Source organism: Sulfitobacter sediminilitoris, from assembly GCF_010667575.1.
Classification (GTDB): domain Bacteria; phylum Pseudomonadota; class Alphaproteobacteria; order Rhodobacterales; family Rhodobacteraceae; genus Sulfitobacter; species Sulfitobacter sediminilitoris.
In genome coordinates, this window is record NZ_JAABNT010000002.1 from 281522 (window position 1) to 299347 (window position 17826).

The following is a 17826-nucleotide window of genomic DNA, read 5'->3' on the forward strand; positions in this document are numbered from 1 at the left end:
GGGTCACTCTTCGTCGGGTTTGGGCACATATATCAGCTTCACCCCGTTTGTGAAAACCAATTGAGCGGCGTCCCCCGCCTTGCCCGCATTCAGTTGCATTGCCCCCGCATCGAGGGTGCCTAGTGGGCCATCGGCATGAACCGGACCGGGAGAGTGGACGTCGAGAGTTGACAGCCGTGTCACCAGCTTATCGCTTTTGATCTGGTAGCCTGTCGAGGTGGTGATAACCACGTCACCATCCAGATCAGCGCGGTTTGCGGCCATGTCGAACCGGCCGTGATCTGACGTCAGAGTCACACGAGAGCCTGACGCCAGTTTCATGGTGACTTCTACCTGTTCGGCGTCATTGGCGCCGGTCTGTTCTTTTGGTGTCGTCAGCTTTTCAGCGGCAAAAGACAATTCATCGCCTTCTGGGGTCACCCCATAATAGACCGGGCCGGTGACTTGCTGATCGCGCAGGCGGTCCTGAATCTCTTTGTCGGCAAAAGGAATGACTGATTCCGGATCCACCACGCGGGACAGCAGGAACAGCGTGGATAGTAATCCAAGTGCCATTAACGGCAAAAGCACCTTGAGCCAGCCAACCATTCGGGAATAGCGGTCCAGCTGCATGAAGGCTATCCCAGTCCGACGCGCAAACAGTCGTGGATATGCAAAAGGCCCGCCGGCTTTTCAGCGACATCGGGGTCAACCACCAACAGGCAGGTGATCTTGCGCGTATTCATCACGCCCACGGCTTTTTCAGCCAAGGCGTTCGGATCAATCGTCACCGGATTGCGTGTCATCACATCGCGTGCTTTCAATGACAGCAGTCCGTCCATGTGACGGCTAAGGTCACCATTCGTGATAATGCCGATCAGGCGGCCATCCGCATCGATCACACCGGTCACGCCAAACCCCTTGCCGCTGATTTCGATCAGGGCTGCTGACATATCGGCATCCTCAGTCACCAATGGCATCGCATCGCCTGTGTGCATCAGGTCGCCAACCAAGCTGAGTTGCGCGCCCAACTTGCCGCCGGGATGGAAGTTGCGAAAATTCTCGGCGGTGAAATCGCGATGTTCCATCAGCGCCACGGCAAGCGCATCGCCCATGGCAAGTGTCATCGTGGTCGAGGTTGTGGGCACAACCCCGGTACCGCATGCTTCTTCCACGCGGGGGAGCAGCAAAACCACATCGGATTGTCGCGCCAATGTGCTGTCTTCGCGGCTTGTCAGTCCGATCAGGGGGATCTCGTAACGGCGTGAATAGGCGATGAGGTTGCCGAGTTCCGGAGCTTCACCTGAGTTCGAGATCGCCAGCACAACATCATCTCGTGTGATCATACCCAGATCACCGTGGCTTGCTTCGGCCGGGTGGACGAATTGTGCGGGCGTACCAGTACTGGCCAGTGTCGCGGCGATCTTGTTCGCGATATGGCCGGATTTACCGATCCCTGTGACGATCACGCGACCCCTGGTTTCGCGCAGCATGTCGATGGCGCGGCGAAAGCGGTCATCCAAAGCCTCTGCCAGCGTGTTCAGCGCCGTGGCCTCGGCCCGGATCACGCGGGCGGCGGTGTCGATGAACGGGGTTTTCATGAATGCGCAAAGATATCCGTGTCGGGCCAGCCTTCCAGGTCAAGCCGTGCCCGCATCGGAAGAAAGTCGAAACAGGCCTGTGCGATCTCCATCCGGCCTTCGCGTTCCAGCATTTCGTTCAGTTTGTCGCGGAGCCGGTGAAGATATAGGACATCTGACGCAGCGTATTCAAGCTGGGCCTCGGTCAGCTCTGCAGCGCCCCAGTCGGATGATTGCTGCTGCTTTGATATGTCGATGCTCAGCAATTCCTGCAGCAGTTTCGCCAGACCGTGCCGGTCGGTATAGGTGCGGATCAGGCGACTGGCGATCTTGGTGCAATAGACCGGTGCAGTCACCGCACCGAAGGCATTAAGCAACGCGGCGATATCGAACCGCCCAAAATGAAACAGCTTCAGCACATTCGGATTTTCAAGCAGACGGCACAGGTTTGGCGCTTCTGTTTGACCCTTGGCGACTTGCACCAGATGGGCGTTGCCGTCCCCACCGGACAATTGCACGACGCACAGCCGGTCGCGGTGCGGGTGCAGCCCCATGGTTTCGCAGTCAATGGCAACCATCGGCCCCAGGTCGAGGTCATCGGGCAAGTCATTTTGATAGAGAAAATTTGTCATGGCACTCGCTATAGCCTGCAACGCGGGCGTGGGAAAGCGTGGTTCACGCCGCGGCGCGGTACTGCTCAATTTCCTTGAGCTTGGGACGGGGGAAGCGGGTCAGCAAATCACAGACCGCAAGATGGCACAGGTGACCGGGCCAATCGGGGCTGACCAGTGGCGCAGGAAGCGTCGGATGCTTCAGCACCAGCCGCCGCCAGTTGTGGACGATAAGGCAGCGCAACACAGCAACCTCAACCGGTGACAGGTCATCCGCCTCCGGCAAACTATCCTGCAAGGCCGCAAGCGTTTGCAGCAGTTCAGTGTACCCTTGCCGCAGGGCATGTGGCTCTGCCTCTTTGCGCAGCCAAACAGGTACATCATTGCCAGAAAAGGCCAGGGCATCGTCGGGTGGCGTGGCTGTGGCCGGTCCCACATAAACGCGCGGCTGGATTGCAGAGAATCCCAAGGCCGCCATGTCATCGACTTGCGGACCCTTGTCACTGGTGAAGATCAGCTGCCATTCCTGAACCATTTCCGAAGGATCTGCGTAGATGCGCGGGCTGGCGGCGGCACTTTCCGCGCGACCCTTTGCGCTTAAGCTGTGCTGGCTGATCCGCCCCGATTTCTCTGAAACGATCCAGCCGTCATTCCGCAGGCGGTGAAGGGCAACGCGAGCCGCCTCTGGCTTGACCTTGAGACCTTTCATAATCGCCGACAGCACAGGTCCGTCAATGGATTGCCCGCGGTCCTGCGCCAGATCGCCGAAAAGGCTGATCATCAGCGACCACACCCGCCGCCCACCCAGCGCGCGCAAGGCTGTAGTTTGTGATATGAAGTTATCCGTAGGCATTCATCGTCAGCAGTTCATACTCGGCCGCTACATCATCGTTCTGGTTATATAGCGTTACGTGCCAGCGTACTTCACCATATTCTTCATTGCGAGGCGTCTTGTGCTTTACGGTTAAGCGAACACGAATGCTGTCTCCGGCTGCAACCGGCGCCATGAAGCGCAGATTGTCCAGGCCAGTGTTGGCAAGCACCGGACCGGGATCAGGCTGAACAAACAGGCCTGCTGCAAAGCTAAGCAACAGATAGCCATGGGCGACGCGGCCCGGAAAGAACGGGTTCGCCTTGGCGGCCTCCTCGTCCATGTGGGCATAGAAGGTGTCGCCGGTGAAATGGGCAAAGGTTTCGATGTCCTCCAGCGTGACTTCGCGAGAGGGAGAATTGAAGGTTTCGCCCAGTTCGATCTGATTGAAGCTCCGGGTAAAAGGATGCGCCTGATCGCTGATTTCTTTTGCTCCCGGTACCCATTGCTGGCCGATCGCCGTCAGAATATCGGGGCTGCCCTGAATCGCTGTGCGCTGCATGTAATGCATGACGCCACGGATGCCGCCCAGCTCTTCGCCGCCGCCCGCGCGGCCCGGACCACCATGCACCATGTGAGGTAAAGGAGAGCCGTGCCCGGTGGCTTCGCCCATTGAGGCGCGATTGTTGAAGTACAGCCGCCCGTGAAAGGCAGCGGAGCCCAAGGTGATTTCCCGCGCTACATCGCCGTCGTTGGTAATGACGGAGGCGACCAGAGATCCCTTGCCCTTGTTCAACAGGCTGACCGCGTGGTTCAGATCGCGATAAGGCATCACAGTTGAGACGGGGCCGAAAGCCTCGGTATCGTGCACTCTTTCTGCCGCGTCGGGATCAGCGCAGTGGAACAGCATCGGAGGCACAAACGCGCCGGCGTCCTTGTCGGCCCCTTCGATTTGCACTGTGTCCGGGTCGCCGTATACGCGCTCGGCCTCGGCACCGATCAGCGCTGCTTTTTCCAGTACGTCATGTTTCTGGCTGTTGGATACCAGCGCGCCCATGCGCGTCCCTTCCAGCCGGGGATCGCCAATGATCGTTTTGCCCAAACGCGCGCTGATTGCGTCGATAACCGCATCGACCTGCGCTTGCGGGACCATGATGCGGCGAATGGCGGTGCATTTCTGACCCGCTTTCGCCGTCATCTCCCGGTGCACTTCCTTGACGAAAAGATCGAACTCAGGCGTGCCGGGTGTGGCGTCGGGGCCGAGAACGGAGGCATTCAGGCTGTCCTGCTCGGACGCGAAGCGGACAGAATGTTCCATCAGCTTGGGGTTGCCCCGCAGCTTGAGCGCGGTATCGGCTGAGCCGGTGAATGCCACCGCGTCCTGACAGCCCAGATGATCCAGCATGTCGCCCAGACCGCCCGAGACAAGCTGCACCGATCCCGCAGGCAACAGGCCACTGTCCAGCATCATGCGCACGCAGGCTTCGGTGACGTAACAGGTTGCCGTTGCCGGTTTCACGATGGCAGGCACCCCGGCCAGCAGGGTCGGGGCGAGCTTTTCCAGCATGCCCCAGACGGGGAAGTTGAACGCGTTGATATGTACCGCGACGCCCTGCAGCGGTGTGCAGATATGGCGCCCCATAAAGGCACCGGTCTTGCCCAGTTGCTCTGGTCCGCCGTCAAGATAGACATGCCCATCCGGCATCTCGCGCCGGCCCTTGGAGGCAAAGACCAGCATCGTGCCGATGCCGCCGTCCACGTCAATTTTGTGATCGGACAGCGTTGCGCCTGTGTCATAGCTCAGATCATAAAGCGCCTGCTTGCGCTCCATCAGGTAAAGCGCGACGGCCTTGAGCATCCGCGCACGATCATGGAACGTCATCTTGCGCAGCGCAGGCCCGCCGACATCCCGCGCATAGCCCAGCATCGCCTGCCCATCGAGCGCATCATTGCCCGCCTGAGCGATCACCTCTCCGGTAATGGCGCTGGCGATGCTGCGCGCACCTGCGCCCGGCGCGATCCATTGCCCGGCAGCGAAACTCTGGACGTCCAGCATGCAATGCTCCTTAATGTGTGTCGTAGTCGATAACGAGTTTGTCCGTCAGCGGATAGGACTGGCAGGACAGCACGTAGCCGTTCTCGACCTCGTAATCCTCAAGCGCGTGGTTTGACAGCATCTCGACCTCGCCCTCAAGCACCTTGCACATGCAGGTGGAGCAGACCCCCGCCTTGCAGGCAAAGGGCGCGTCCTGACCGTTTTCCAGCGCGGCATCCAGCACCGACTGACTTTTCGACATTTCAAAGGTGCGCTGGGCACCGTCGATGATTACAGTGACTTCGGTCCCTTTTTGACCTGCACTGCGCTTGGCGATTTCCTGTTTGGCGAGTTGACCTTGCTGGCTCTCTGAAAACAGCTCGAACTTGATTTGATCCTTTTTCAAGCCGTGCTTTTCGAGGCTTTCAGCAATGGCCAGCATCATCGGCTCTGGCCCGCAGATGAACGCGGTATCGGTGCTGCTGACGTCAATCCAGCGTTTGAACAGCTCATCGCATTTCGATTGATCCACACGACCGGTAAAAAGATCGATGTCCTGACCGCTTTCCAGAATGTGAATAATCGTCAGCCTGCCCATGTAGCGATTCTTGAGATCTTCGAGCTCCTCGCGGAACATGATCGTGTTCACGGCGCGGTTGGCATAGACCAGCGTAAAGGTTGATTTCGGCTCGCGCTTCAGCACGGTTTTCAGGATCGACAACACAGGCGTGATCCCGGAACCCCCGGCAAATCCAAGGTAGTTCTTTGCCTTATCAGGCTCTATTTCGGTGAAAAACTTGCCCTGAGGCGGCATCGCATGCAGCGTATCGCCAACCTTTAGCTGCGTGTTGGCGAAGGTTGAAAAGGCACCGCCATCAACCTTTTTGATCCCAACCTGCAACTTGCCATCGTCGAGCCCCGCGCAGATCGAATAGTTGCGGCGCAGTTCTGTTCCTTCGAAGTCCTGTTTGAAGGTCAGATACTGGCCCTGTTTGAAATCGAACGCTTCGGGGTTTTCCGGCTCCAGCGTCAGCACAACCGCGTCGCGGATCGTGTGGTGGATATCTGTCACTTTGACGGGAAGAAACTGGGTCATTTCACGGCCTCAGATACATTTGAAATAGTCGAAAGGTTCCAGGCAGTCGGTGCAACGCCACTGCGCCTTGCAGGGGGTTGATCCGAACTGGCTGATCCGCTCTACATTCTCGGACTTGCAGAGCGGGCAATGCTTGGGCCCTCCTGCGGGCTGTGGCGGTGCGATGCCGTATTCTTCCAGCTTCGCCTTGCCTTCCTCGGTCAGCCAATCGGTCGTCCACGCAGGCGACAACTGCCTTTTTAGAGACAGGTTTTCGATGCCATGTCCCCGCAGCGCCGTCTCGATATCCAGATTGATGATCGTCGTAGCGGGGCAGCCGGAATAGGTCGGTGTGACGGTGACTTCCAAGGTATCGCCCTGCCATGCGACGTCCCGGATGATCCCCAGATCAGTCAAAGAGATGACGGGGATTTCCGGGTCAGGCACCGCGGAAAGCCATTCCCAAACAGTCTCTATGCTGGGTCTTTCGCCTACCATGTCGCGTCCGGGTAGGCGCGTTGCAGCCACTGCATCTGAGTAAGCATATGGCCCAGATGCTCCGTATGCCGTACTCCTGTTTTTCCGCCCTTGTGGGCGAAATCGTCTTCGGGTTTTGTCAGTGTCGCCTCTGCCAGCACGGTATCAAGGTGGGCGTCGTACTCCGCACGCAAAGAGGACGGATCGGGCGCGATGCCCGCCTCAACCATTGCAGCGTCAACTTCATCATCGATGAACATCTCACCCACAAACGGATAGAGCCTATCAAGGGCTTTTTGCATCCGCTCGTGGCTTTCCGTAGTCCCATCCCCAAGGCCGATGACCGTGTCGGTAGAGCGTTCCAGATGATAGGTCACTTCCTTGACGGATTTCTCCGCAATCGCGGCGACTTGTTCATGGGAGGACGACATCAGCGCCTTGAGATACATCAGGTGCCAACTGTCGAAGAGGAACTGGCGCATCATTGTCTGGCCGAAATCACCATTCGGCTGTTCGGCCAAAAGCACGTTGCGGAAATCCCAGACGTCGCGGTGAAAGGCGAGCTTGTCTGCATCCCGTCCTTTGCCTTCGACCTCACCGGCCAGTCCCAGCCAAAGCTGCGTCTGACCGATCAGGTCCAGCGCTGTATTGGCCAGCGCGATGTCTTCCTCGAGTACCGGGGCCACGCCGCACCATTCCGACACACGATGTCCCAGCACCAGCGTGTTGTCGCCCATGCGGCAGCAAAATTCGAACAATGGATCGCTCACATCGCCCCCACTTCGTCAGGGATGTCAAAGAAGGTCGGGTGACGATAGACCTTGTCGTTGGACGGCTCATAAAGAGAGCCTTTTTCCTCTGGCGAGGATGCAGCGATGTGAACCGCCTCGACCACCCAGATGCTGACGCCTTCGTTGCGGCGGGTATAGACGTCGCGCGCGTTCTTGATCGCCATTTCGGCGTCTGGCGCGTGAAGCGAACCGACGTGACGGTGGCTGAGGCCGTGCTGGCCACGGATAAATACTTCCCACAGCGGCCATTCGGTCTTGCGGGTCTCCTCGTGGGGGCTTGCTTCTGAGTCTTTGTAGGGACTGGATTCAGGGCTGCTCATATCGCTTACTCCGCTGCCATTTTTGCTGCACGTTTCTTGGCGGCATGCGCCAAAAGCCCTTCGCGGACCCAGCGGCCCTCGTCCCACGCCTTGTTGCGCGCTTCGAGACGTTCGGTGTTGCAAGGGCCGTTGCCTTTCAGCACGTCAAAAAACTCGGTCCAGTCTGGTTCGGAAAAATCGTAGTGACCGGTTTCCTCGTTCCATTTGAGATGTTCATCCGGCACGGTCAAACCAAGGTATTCCGCCTGCGGCACGGTCTGGTCGACGAACTTCTGGCGCAGCTCGTCATTGGTGTTCATCTTGATCTTCCAGGCCATCGACTGCGCGGAATGCACGCTGTCCTTGTCCGAGGGTCCGAACATCATCAGTGACGGATACCAGAAGCGATTGAGTGCATCCTGCGCCATCCTGCGCTGGGCCTCGGTGCCGTTGGCCATCTTCATCATGATGTCGTAGCCCTGACGCTGGTGGAACGATTCTTCCTTGCAGATACGGACCATCGCGCGGGCATAGGGGCCGTAAGAGGTGCGCTGCAGCGGCACCTGATTCATGATCGCCGCGCCATCAACCAACCAGCCCACGGCGCCCATGTCGGCCCATGTCAGGGTCGGATAGTTAAAGATCGAGCTGTATTTCATTTTGCCCGACAGCAGGTCGCGCGTCAGGTCATCACGGGTGACACCCAGCGTTTCGGCCGCACAGTAGAGGTAGAGTCCATGCCCCGCCTCGTCCTGGACCTTGGCCAGCAGGATCGCCTTGCGCTCAAGCGTTGGGGCGCGGGTGATCCAGTTGCCTTCGGGCAGTTGTCCCACGATCTCGGAATGGGCGTGCTGGCCGATCTGGCGAATGAGGTTCTTGCGATACCCGTCTGGCATCCAGTCCTTTGGCTCAATCTTGCCACCCGCGTTGATGCGCTCCTGAAAGGCGCGCTCTTCGGGTTCCATTTCGTCCAAGGATTTGACGCCTTGGCCTGTAGACTTGATCATCTGTGCATACATCGTTCAGGTCCTTTCAAGAACAATCAGGCAGTTCACGCGCGCTCAAGAATAAGCGCGACGCCCTGACCCACGCCCACACACATTGTGCAAAGCGCATAGCGGCCACCGGTTCGTTTCAGTTGCAATGCGGCGGTCATCACCAGACGCGCGCCGGACATGCCCAGCGGGTGACCGATGGCAATAGCGCCACCGTTCGCGTTCACATGCGGCGCGTCTTCGGAAATTCCGAGGGCGCGCAGCGTGGCGATACCTTGGGACGCGAAAGCCTCGTTCAGTTCTATCACGTCCATCTGGCCTGCCGTCAGGCCTGCGCGGTCCAGCACCTTCTGGCAAGCGGGGATCGGCCCGATGCCCATCACGCGCGGCTCAACCCCTGCCGCGTTCATCGCGACAACGCGGGCGATTGGCGTCAGGCTGTGATCTTTGATCGCCTGCTCGGACGCGACCAGCATCGCTGCTGCGCCATCGTTCACGCCTGAGGCATTGCCAGCGGTCACGGTCAGATCCGGGCCGTTGATGCCCCGCAGCTTGCCCAGCTTTTCCAGCGTGGTATCGGGGCGCGGATGTTCGTCACGATCCACCACAATGGGGTCGCCTTTGCGCTGGGGAATCGTGACTGGCGTGATTTCCTCGGCAAAGATGCCAGCCTTGTCGGCTGCGGCCCAACGTTCCTGACTGCGCTGCGCAAAAGCGTCCTGATCGGCACGGCTGACGTCGTAATCCTCGGCCACGTTGTCAGCGGTCTGCGGCATGGAATCGATGCCATATTGCGCCTTCATCTTGGGGTTCACGAAACGCCAGCCAATGGTGGTGTCATAAACCGCGTTGCCGCGTGAAAAGGCAGTTTCTGCCTTTGGCATGACAAAGGGTGCGCGCGTCATGCTTTCCACACCACCTGCGATGGCCAGATCAATATCGCCAGCGCGGATCGCGCGCGCGGCAGCACCTACTGCATCCATGCCAGAGGCACAAAGCCTGTTGATGGTGGCACCGGGCACATCGACCGGCAGCCCGGCCAGCAACGCAGCCATACGCGCAACGTTGCGGTTGTCTTCACCTGCCTGATTGGCGCAGCCGAACACCACGTCATCGACGCGCGACCAATCCACGTCTGGATTGCGGGCCATCAGCGCTGCGATGGGTACTGCTGCCAGATCGTCAGCCCGAACAGAGGCTAACGCCCCGCCAAATCGCCCAATAGGTGTCCTCTGCGCATCGCAGATAAATGCTGTCATGAATCGCTCCCTTGTTGCGGTTGTTTTTAAGGGATCGACTGATGTGAAACAAGGGAAATGTTACGATTATTCCATCTGTTTGAAATATCCGTAACGCTTTATTGTTCGAGATGGTTGCGTTCGGCTGAACACGCATCGACAAGTGCGCGCACAGTGTCCATGCCTTGACCGCTTTCATAAGAAGCGATTGCGTCATTCGCGGCAGAAGCGGCTTTGCGGCTTGATTTTTTGTGTCTTGCCTGGGCGGTACGCACGACGTCTTTTATATCGCCTACGGTGCTTTGGATCGTGCGACAGACCGCGTGCAGGCGCATGATCCGTTCTTCGTCAATTGGGGTCACCCGCGCCTGTTCGGTGGCTGACTTGAACGCGCTGCTGAGGTTTTCCAGCTGCAGGTCCGCGATTGACGAATAATATCGAACGTCTTCGAATGCCAGCCTGTCCTGCAACAACGGCGCTTGTTCGGAAATCTTGATCGCGGTTGCGATCACGCGGTCATGTCCTTCGGGGCTGCGAGCGTACTGCAGGGTTTTGTCCCAGCGAATCTCGCGCTGTTCCTTGGTAAAAAGAAAGGCAAACCTGATGGTTTGCCTTGTCGTCACGCAACGCTGATAGAACTCAAGCATTTCTTCGGCTGCTGCGGCCATTTCAAGAACGGATCGCCCCAACAAATCCTGTCGTGGCTGACCGGCAAGTTCTTCCAAAGCGCTGTTCATGCAGGTGATACGAAAGTCGTGAATCGGCCCCTTGCGTTCAATCACAAACATCGGGACAGAGAATTGATCCAGCAACTCATCGAGCTGTGCAATGGACAACGTGTTCAACATGGCGTTTCCTTTTTCGATACGGGAAACTTAGGAACCAATGGTAAACAAAGTTTTTCCACAGAAGATAAAATTGGGTTTTGTCATGTCATCTGCCGTTAATGGGTTTCGGGCAGCATCGGGGGATTAACGGAATGTTTCTTAAGAATGCGTGGTACGTCGCCGCGTGGGATCATGAGGTCACTCGCGACCTGCAACAGGTGATTGTGCTGGGGGAAAAGATTTGTCTGTTCCGTGCGCAAGACGGCGAAGTGATCGCGCTTGAAGACGCCTGCCCGCACCGCAAGCTGCCTTTGTCCAAGGGCCGGATCAAAGGAGATACTGTTGAATGTGGCTATCACGGACTGACATTTGATTGCGCTGGGCAATGTGTTTGGGCGCCCGGTGGCGGCCGTATTCCTTCAGCGGCGCGGGTGCGGCCTTACCCGGTGCACGAAAAGTACGGGCTGATCTGGATCTGGATGGGCAATGCAGCCATCGCTGATTCCGATGACGTCATTGATATTCCGAACTTTGGTGATCCGGAATGGGGGCTGAACACCGGCGCCGCGATGGACCTTAACTGCAATTATCTGCTGATGTGCGACAACCTGCTGGACCCCACGCATGTCGCATGGGTTCATCAAAGCTCCTTTGCCACGTCAGCGACCAAGGACACGCCGCTGCGCGTGACCAAAACTGACAGCGGGGTGATTGTGCATCGCTGGATGATGGATCATGAACCGGCACCTTTTTATAAGAAAATCGTTGAATTCGAGGGGAATTGCGACCGGTTGCAGCATTATGAGGTCCGCTATCCCGGTCACGCCCTGATCCGTGCGATCTTTACGCCTGCAGGCACCGGTGGGCCGGATGGCCCGTTGCACGATCAGACGTTCATCATGGACAGCTATAACTTCATGACACCGGTCACCGAGAGTGAGACGCGGTATTATTGGTTTCAATTGCGCAATCTTCGCCCCGACGATGCCGAACTGTCCCAGATGATGTCCGAAGACGTCCGTGCCGCCTTCGAAGAAGATCGCGCGGTGTTGGATCAGGTGCAGATCGGCATGACACAAAAAACATCGCCACATATCGACTTGAGCATTGACGCGGGCCCCCTACGTTTCCGCAGGCAGCTTGAGGCGATGATCGCGGAAGAAGCGATGGTGTATGCCAAGATGAGCCAGTAATCAGGCTGATCCACGCGGCTTTGTGCCAAGACCGGAAAGGATACGAGACATGGAACTGAATGCGGATTTTTCCAAGCGGGTCGTCGTGCACTCGGACCAGATTGACTGGCAGGCATCCCCGATGCCCGGCGTTGACCGACGTATGCTGGACAGGATCGGCGATGAGGTCGCGCGGGCCACCAGCATCGTGCGCTATGCGCCCGGTTCCAAATTCTCGGCCCATACTCATTCCGGCGGTGAAGAGTTCATCGTGCTGGAAGGGGTCTTTCAGGACGAACATGGCGATTACCCGGCAGGCACCTACGTACGCAATCCGCCCACCACCTCGCATACGCCGGGATCGGACGAGGGGTGTACGATCTTTGTGAAGCTGTGGCAGTTCGATCTGGATGATCGGACACAGTTCAGCCGTCACATGGCGTCCGAGGCAAAAGATGGCCATGCCATCCTGCATCGTGACGATCGGGAAACGGTCAGCTATCATCAGCTTGGCGCAGGCGAAGCGCTTGCGCAGGATTTGCCGGGCGGTGGTGAGGTTCTTGTGTTGTCGGGCAGCCTGACCGAGGGCGGTGAGACTCTTGTCAAAGGCAGCTGGCTGCGTCTGCCCGAAGGCGTTGCGCTGGATGCCGTCGCAGGACCAGATGGCGCAACGCTTTGGATGAAAACAGGGCATCTGCCTTTCGCCCGCCCGCCTGCCGTCTGATGGACACAGACATTCTGATTATCGGTGGGGGGCTGTCCGGTCTCGCGCTGGCCGAGGCGCTTGTCACACAGGGTCAATCGCCGCTGCTGGTTGAGGGGCGCGGGCGGCTTGGCGGGCGCATCAAGACAGCTGAGGTTGGCGGCGGATATTATGATCTGGGTCCGTCGTGGTTCTGGCCCGGGCAGCCGCGCATTGCGGCACTTGTGGAACGCTTCGGTCTGACGAAGTTTGACCAATTCGCGCAAGGCATTCTGAGTTTCGAAGACGAACGGGGGCAGGTTCAGCGTGGCCGCGGCTTTGCCTCGATGGAGGGGTCATGGCGTCTGCAAGGCGGGTTGGGCGCATTGGTTATGGCGTTGGAGTCCTGTCTGCCCGACGAATGGGTCAGGCTAGACAGCCCGGTAGTCAAGGTGATGTGCAGGGGGGATGCAATCATTGCAGTCCTCTCGGACGGAGAAACGATTGCGTCGCGCCGTGCCGTCCTTGCGTTGCCACCGCGTATTGGTGCGCAGTTGATATTTGAGCCAGCTTTGCCAGACGCTACCGTCCGGGCCATGCAGGCCGTCCAGACCTGGATGGCGGGTCAAGCCAAGGCAGTCGCGATCTATGACCGTCCGTTCTGGCGGGACGCCGGGCTCTCCGGTGATGCCATGAGCCGACACGGACCCTTGGTCGAAGTCCACGATGCGTCGCCTGATGCCGGAGGACCTTATGCGCTTTTTGGGTTTGTCGGCGTTCCGCCCGCGCATCGTCAGGATAAGGAGGCGTTGCAAGACGCCGTCATCGCACAATTGACCCGGCTGTTTGGGCCGGATGCTGCTGCCCCACGGCAATTGATCGTAAAGGACTGGGCGCACGATCCCTACACTGCGACAGAACTGGACCAGACATCACTTGCCGCGCATCCGGACTATGGCTTGCCAGTGGCGATGCAGGGTCTTTGGGACGATCGGTTGCTGTTTGCCGGAACAGAGGTCGCTGCCCAGTTTGGCGGCTACATCGAAGGGGCGTTGGAGGCGGCAGAGCGGGCGTTGAATGCGCTGATATCTGATCGCTCAGGTGCGCAAGGGCACGTGTCGTAGCGAAAAACCTTCGCATTGCCGCTGCTTTTGTGTCTGTCTATTCTCTCTCAGATACCGCAACCTGACGCGTGATATTCTCAGGGCGAACCGGGACAGGACTTTGTTATGACCATTACACCGCTGGGCGTTGACCCAAGCCTGTGCTTCATCAACGGCGTTTGGGTGCCACCGGAAGACACTGGCGGGATTGCCCTGCGCAATCCGTCGGACGGGAGCACGCTGTGCGAGATCGCCAATGGCGGTGCGGCGGACATCGACCGGGCCGTTCAGGCAGCGCAGGCGGCGCTTGACGGTCCGTGGGGCAAGCTCGCGAATTTCGAACGCGGGCGTATCCTGCAACGGATTGGTACGCTGGTGCTGGAAAACATCGAAGAACTGGCGCAGCTCGAGGCGATGGACGTAGGCAAGCCGCTGAAACAGGCGCGGGCAGATGTGGTGGCCTTGGCCCGCTACATGGAGTTCTACGCCGGAGCAGCGGACAAGATCCACGGCACGACGATTCCCTATCTGGATGGCTATACCGTTTATACCCTGCGGGAACCCCATGGCGTGACCGGCCACATCATCCCGTGGAATTACCCGATGCAGATCATTGGCCGATCTGTTGGCGCGGCGCTGGCGATGGGCAATGCGGCTGTTTTGAAGCCTGCCGAAGAAGCCTGCCTGACGGCGCTGGCCTTTGTCGAACTGGCGCACCGGGCGGGCCTGCCCGCTGGGGCATTGAACGTTGTGCCGGGGCTGGGCGCGCAAGCGGGTGCAGCGCTCACAGCGCATCCGGGCGTGCATCATATTTCGTTTACCGGGTCCGTTGGTGTCGGCAAGCTGATCCAAAGTGCGGCAGCGGCCAATGTGGTGCCGGTGACACTGGAACTCGGCGGCAAATCCCCGCAACTGGTGTTTGAGGACGCAGATGTGGACGCGGCACTTCCGTTCCTGACCAATGCAGGCATTCAGAATGCGGGTCAGACATGTTCGGCGTCGTCGCGTATCCTTGTGCATCGCTCGCGTTACGATGAAGTGTTGGCAGGGATGGCCTCGCGCTATGCAACGCTACGCGCTGGGCCTGCCTTGGATGATCTGGATGTCGGTCCGCTCGTTTCGGCCCGTCAGCGCGAAATCGTAGAGGGGTTTATCGCCAAGGGGTCCGATCTGGAAATCGCGGCACAGGGGGAAATCATCGCCGATGCGCCCAAGGGCGGTGCTTATGTCGCTCCCACTCTTTTTACCGATGTGGCCCCGGATCACACGCTGGCGCAGGACGAAATTTTCGGCCCTGTTCAGGTGGTCATCTCCTTCGATGACGAGGAGGAGGCGGTCGCCATCGCCAATGGCACGCACTATGGCCTTGTGGCCTCTGTCTGGTCCTCTGACGGGGCCCGGCAGATGCGGCTGGCCAAGCGGCTGCGCGCGGGGCAGGTGTTCCTCAACAACTACGGCGCGGGCGGGGGGGTGGAACTGCCTTTCGGCGGTACAGGTCTTTCGGGTCATGGCCGCGAAAAAGGGTTCGAAGCACTTTATGGATTCTCGACGCTCAAGACCGTCGCAGCGCTTCATGGATAGGAAAGAATGATGAGACTAGAAGGCAAAACAGCAATCGTCACCGGTGGCGCGTCGGGTTTTGGCGCGGGCATCACGCGCAAATTCGTGGCCGAAGGTGCACGCGTTCTAATCGCGGACTTGAACCTAGATCTGGCCAATGAGGTGGCGGCGGAACTGGGTGACGCGGTTGAAACGATCCAAACAAACGTCGCCCTTGGTGCAGAGGTCAAGGAGATGACCGAACGGGCAATTTCGAGCTTTGGACAGATTGATATTCTGGTCAATAACGCAGGAACAACCCATTGGCCTGCTGCAATGGAAGACGTGTCAGAAGAGGATTTCGACAAGGTCCTCGCCGTGAACGCGAAGTCCGTCTACCTCACTGCACGCGAAATCGTGCCATTGATGAAGGCACAAAAGTCTGGCGCCATTCTGAACATCTCTTCAACAGCCGCAATCAGCCCACGCCCACGGCTGAGCTGGTACAACGCATCCAAGGGATGGTTGAATACGGCGACCAAGGGGATGGCGGTGGAATTGGCCCCACTGGGTGTGCGGGTGAATGCGCTGAACCCCGTGGCGGGTGATACGCCGCTGCTCAAGATGTTCATGGGCGAAGACACGCCTGAGGTGCGGGCCAAGTTCCTGTCGACCATCCCGCTTGGCCGTTTTTCCACACCAGAGGACATGGGCAACGCCGCTTGCTACCTATGCTCGGACGAGGCGAGCATGATCACCGGCGTGTGCATGGAAGTGGACGGCGGGCGCTGTATCTAGCGCCCCATCAGGCCCGGCAGCCATGTTCCCAGTTCGGGCACCCAGACGATCAGGCCAAGAACGAAAAGCTTGATCAACAGAAAGGGCGTCACGGCAGCATAGATCTGCCGCATCCGGATTTCGGGTGGGGCGACGCCGCGCATCACAAAAAGCAGCAGCCCGAAGGGTGGGGTCAGCAGGCCGATCTCCATTGTCAGCAGGTAGACCACGCCAAGGACCAGTTCATTGATCCCCATCGCCTGCGCGAGCGGCACAAAAATGGGAACTGTCACCATCAGCATCGACACCTGGTCGATAAAACAGCCCAGAAACAGCAGTATCGCGATCATGCCCAGCAGGACCATCAGCGGCGTTGGATCAAAGCTGTTGATCGTGCGAATGAGCCCGCTGGTGGCCCCTGAGAACGATAGAACCTGCGCAAAGGTCTGGCTGGCCGCGATGATGAAAAGGATCATCACCGACAGTTTCAGCGTCTCCATGAGCGCACGGCCCAGTTTGTCCCAGCTGAGCGAGCGGTACGCCGCACCGATCAGCACGGCAGTCAGACTGCCGAGGGCTGCGCTCTCTGTCGGCGTTGCGATGCCCATCAGGAGAGACCCGATGACGACAAGAAAAAGGACCGAGAGCGGCAGGACGTAAAGGACAAACGGCGTCCAGCGTTCCTTGAGGGTCATTTGTTCAAGTGTGTCGGGCGGCGCGACGGTGGGATCAATGATGCTGCGCCCGACCACGTAGGCGACGAATAGTCCTGCCAAAAGCAACGCGGGGATCACACCGGCAATCAGCAGACCCGCGATGGAAATGCCCGCGAGCGAACCCACGAGAACGGCCAGGGCAGACGGCGGGATCAGCATTGCGATGGCACCCGAGGCCATGATTGGCCCCATTGCCATGGACGGATGATAGCCGCGCTTTAACATTCCGGGCAGCAGCGTACTGCCCAGCATCGCCGTGTTCGCGATGGTAGAACCGGACAGAGCCGCAAAAATGGTGCCGCCAAAGATGGTCACGACGGACATCCGTCCGGGGATGCGGGTCACAACGCGTTCGATCGCGTCAATGGCCCTGTGGGCAACACCGGTCTGGAACAGGATTTCGCCCATCAGGATAAACAAGGGTATCGGTGCAAGTTGGAAGTTTGCCACCGATTGCGCGGAATTGCGGGCCAATTGCAAAATGCCGCGTTCGCCGCCCAGCACGTGATAGGCACCCACGGTCGTGACGGCGATAAAGGCAAAGGCCACCGGCATGCCCATCAACAAGAGAACAGCCAGACCACCCAGCATCAATGTCAGAACAAGTACCCAATCCATGCCGCTAAAGCCCGCTTAGCGCGCGGTCTGGGTCATCCGGGCGCACCAGCTTGCGCGCGAAAACAATCACGCAAAGCGTCAGTGACACGGGGACAAAAGCCAACATCCACCATTCGGGGATCACAAAAGAAGTGCGGATCATGGATCCACGTGCAGCCGACGCAACTGCGGCCTGAAAACCGTACCAGCCCAGAACCGCCGCCGTGAGCGCCCCGATCAGTGCCGTCACGCGGGCAAGCATGGTCTGGGTGTGCGGAGCAAGCGATGCGGTCAGCAGGTCCACTTTGACGTGCCCATCCCGTGCCAGAACCCACGGCGCGCCCATGAATGTTGCGATCATCAGCGCGTACTGGATGCCATCAAGAGCACCATAAATTACCGGCAGACCAAGGTTCCGCAGCGCTACGTTGATGCTGATGACGATGGCAATTGCACCGAAAATGCCCGCCGACAGTGCGGCGAGCAGCCAGAGCAACCGGTCAAAAAGCTGTCCGAGCATCT

At 58.8% G+C, this 17826-nt stretch carries 19 protein-coding genes; 5 read left to right on the plus strand and 14 right to left on the minus strand.

All coding sequences use genetic code 11. From position 1 onward, the window contains the following. Positions 1–3: 3 nt before the first annotated feature. From lptC to GV827_RS04310, 12 genes are all read right to left on the minus strand, one after another. Positions 4–612 carry an LPS export ABC transporter periplasmic protein LptC gene (lptC, locus tag GV827_RS04255; RefSeq protein ID WP_164352461.1) on the minus strand — a complete coding sequence of 203 codons (609 nt, stop codon included), beginning with the start codon at positions 610–612 and terminating at the stop codon, positions 4–6. Positions 613–617: 5 nt separating this feature from the next. Continuing rightward, positions 618–1580, minus strand: a complete 963-nt coding sequence (locus GV827_RS04260; RefSeq protein WP_164352462.1) for a KpsF/GutQ family sugar-phosphate isomerase — start codon at positions 1578–1580, stop codon at positions 618–620. Further along, positions 1577–2191: a ribonuclease D gene (locus GV827_RS04265; protein WP_164352463.1), complete on the minus strand. Its 615-nt coding sequence runs from the start codon at positions 2189–2191 to the stop codon at positions 1577–1579. Before GV827_RS04265 ends, GV827_RS04260 begins: the two co-directional genes overlap by 4 nt. Positions 2192–2234: 43 nt before the next feature. Next, a complete protein-coding gene (locus tag GV827_RS04270) occupies positions 2235–3023 on the minus strand; it encodes a PaaX family transcriptional regulator C-terminal domain-containing protein (RefSeq protein ID WP_164352464.1) in 789 nt (262 codons plus the stop codon). Continuing rightward, positions 3010–5037 (minus strand): phenylacetic acid degradation bifunctional protein PaaZ, encoded by a 2028-nt coding sequence (gene paaZ, locus GV827_RS04275; RefSeq protein ID WP_164352465.1) that lies wholly within the window; start codon positions 5035–5037, stop codon positions 3010–3012. The genes GV827_RS04270 and paaZ overlap by 14 nt, the downstream gene beginning before the upstream one ends. A 10-nt stretch (positions 5038–5047) precedes the next feature. Then, on the minus strand, positions 5048–6112 hold the full coding sequence (locus GV827_RS04280) for a 2Fe-2S iron-sulfur cluster-binding protein (protein WP_164352466.1): 1065 nt from the start codon (positions 6110–6112) through the stop codon (positions 5048–5050). Between the two features lie 9 nt (positions 6113–6121). Next, entirely contained in the window at positions 6122–6589 is a 468-nt protein-coding gene (paaD, locus tag GV827_RS04285) for a 1,2-phenylacetyl-CoA epoxidase subunit PaaD (protein ID WP_164352467.1), read from the minus strand. Further along, positions 6583–7305 (minus strand): 1,2-phenylacetyl-CoA epoxidase subunit PaaC, encoded by a 723-nt coding sequence (gene paaC / locus GV827_RS04290; protein WP_164352691.1) that lies wholly within the window; start codon positions 7303–7305, stop codon positions 6583–6585. Before paaC ends, paaD begins: the two co-directional genes overlap by 7 nt. 29 nt (positions 7306–7334) lie before the next feature. Further along, on the minus strand, positions 7335–7679 hold the full coding sequence (gene paaB, locus GV827_RS04295) for a 1,2-phenylacetyl-CoA epoxidase subunit PaaB (protein WP_164352468.1): 345 nt from the start codon (positions 7677–7679) through the stop codon (positions 7335–7337). A 5-nt stretch (positions 7680–7684) separates the two neighbouring features. Further along, positions 7685–8677: a 1,2-phenylacetyl-CoA epoxidase subunit PaaA gene (gene paaA / locus GV827_RS04300; RefSeq protein ID WP_164352469.1), complete on the minus strand. Its 993-nt coding sequence runs from the start codon at positions 8675–8677 to the stop codon at positions 7685–7687. Positions 8678–8709: 32 nt separating this feature from the next. Beyond that, entirely contained in the window at positions 8710–9912 is a 1203-nt protein-coding gene (gene pcaF / locus GV827_RS04305; RefSeq protein ID WP_164352470.1) for a 3-oxoadipyl-CoA thiolase, read from the minus strand. A 98-nt stretch (positions 9913–10010) separates the two neighbouring features. Next, the gene (locus tag GV827_RS04310; protein ID WP_164352471.1) at positions 10011–10739 is read right to left on the minus strand and encodes a PAS domain-containing protein; all 729 of its coding nucleotides are present in this window, start codon (positions 10737–10739) and stop codon (positions 10011–10013) included. Positions 10740–10870: 131 nt separating this feature from the next. Here GV827_RS04310 and GV827_RS04315 point away from each other — a divergent pair, with 131 nt between their 5' ends. From GV827_RS04315 to GV827_RS04335, 5 genes are all read left to right on the plus strand, one after another. Next, positions 10871–11911 (plus strand): aromatic ring-hydroxylating dioxygenase subunit alpha, encoded by a 1041-nt coding sequence (locus tag GV827_RS04315; protein ID WP_164352472.1) that lies wholly within the window; start codon positions 10871–10873, stop codon positions 11909–11911. 49 nt (positions 11912–11960) lie between these two features. After that, the gene (locus tag GV827_RS04320; RefSeq protein ID WP_164352473.1) at positions 11961–12614 is read left to right on the plus strand and encodes a cupin domain-containing protein; all 654 of its coding nucleotides are present in this window, start codon (positions 11961–11963) and stop codon (positions 12612–12614) included. Continuing rightward, complete coding sequence (locus GV827_RS04325) at positions 12614–13696, plus strand: flavin monoamine oxidase family protein (protein ID WP_164352474.1); 1083 nt, start codon at positions 12614–12616, stop codon at positions 13694–13696. Before GV827_RS04320 ends, GV827_RS04325 begins: the two co-directional genes overlap by 1 nt. Positions 13697–13801: 105 nt before the next feature. Beyond that, positions 13802–15256 carry an aldehyde dehydrogenase family protein gene (locus GV827_RS04330; RefSeq protein ID WP_164352475.1) on the plus strand — a complete coding sequence of 485 codons (1455 nt, stop codon included), beginning with the start codon at positions 13802–13804 and terminating at the stop codon, positions 15254–15256. A gap of 9 nt (positions 15257–15265) precedes the next feature. Beyond that, the gene (locus GV827_RS04335) at positions 15266–16012 is read left to right on the plus strand and encodes an SDR family oxidoreductase (RefSeq protein WP_164352693.1); all 747 of its coding nucleotides are present in this window, start codon (positions 15266–15268) and stop codon (positions 16010–16012) included. On the opposite strand, the gene GV827_RS04340 is transcribed toward GV827_RS04335, so the two are convergent. Both GV827_RS04340 and GV827_RS04345 read right to left on the minus strand, forming a co-directional pair. Then, the gene (locus tag GV827_RS04340) at positions 16009–17325 is read right to left on the minus strand and encodes a TRAP transporter large permease (RefSeq protein ID WP_164352476.1); all 1317 of its coding nucleotides are present in this window, start codon (positions 17323–17325) and stop codon (positions 16009–16011) included. The genes GV827_RS04335 and GV827_RS04340 overlap by 4 nt on opposite strands. 4 nt (positions 17326–17329) lie before the next feature. Beyond that, a complete protein-coding gene (locus GV827_RS04345; protein ID WP_164352477.1) occupies positions 17330–17824 on the minus strand; it encodes a TRAP transporter small permease in 495 nt (164 codons plus the stop codon). Positions 17825–17826 lie beyond the last annotated feature (2 nt).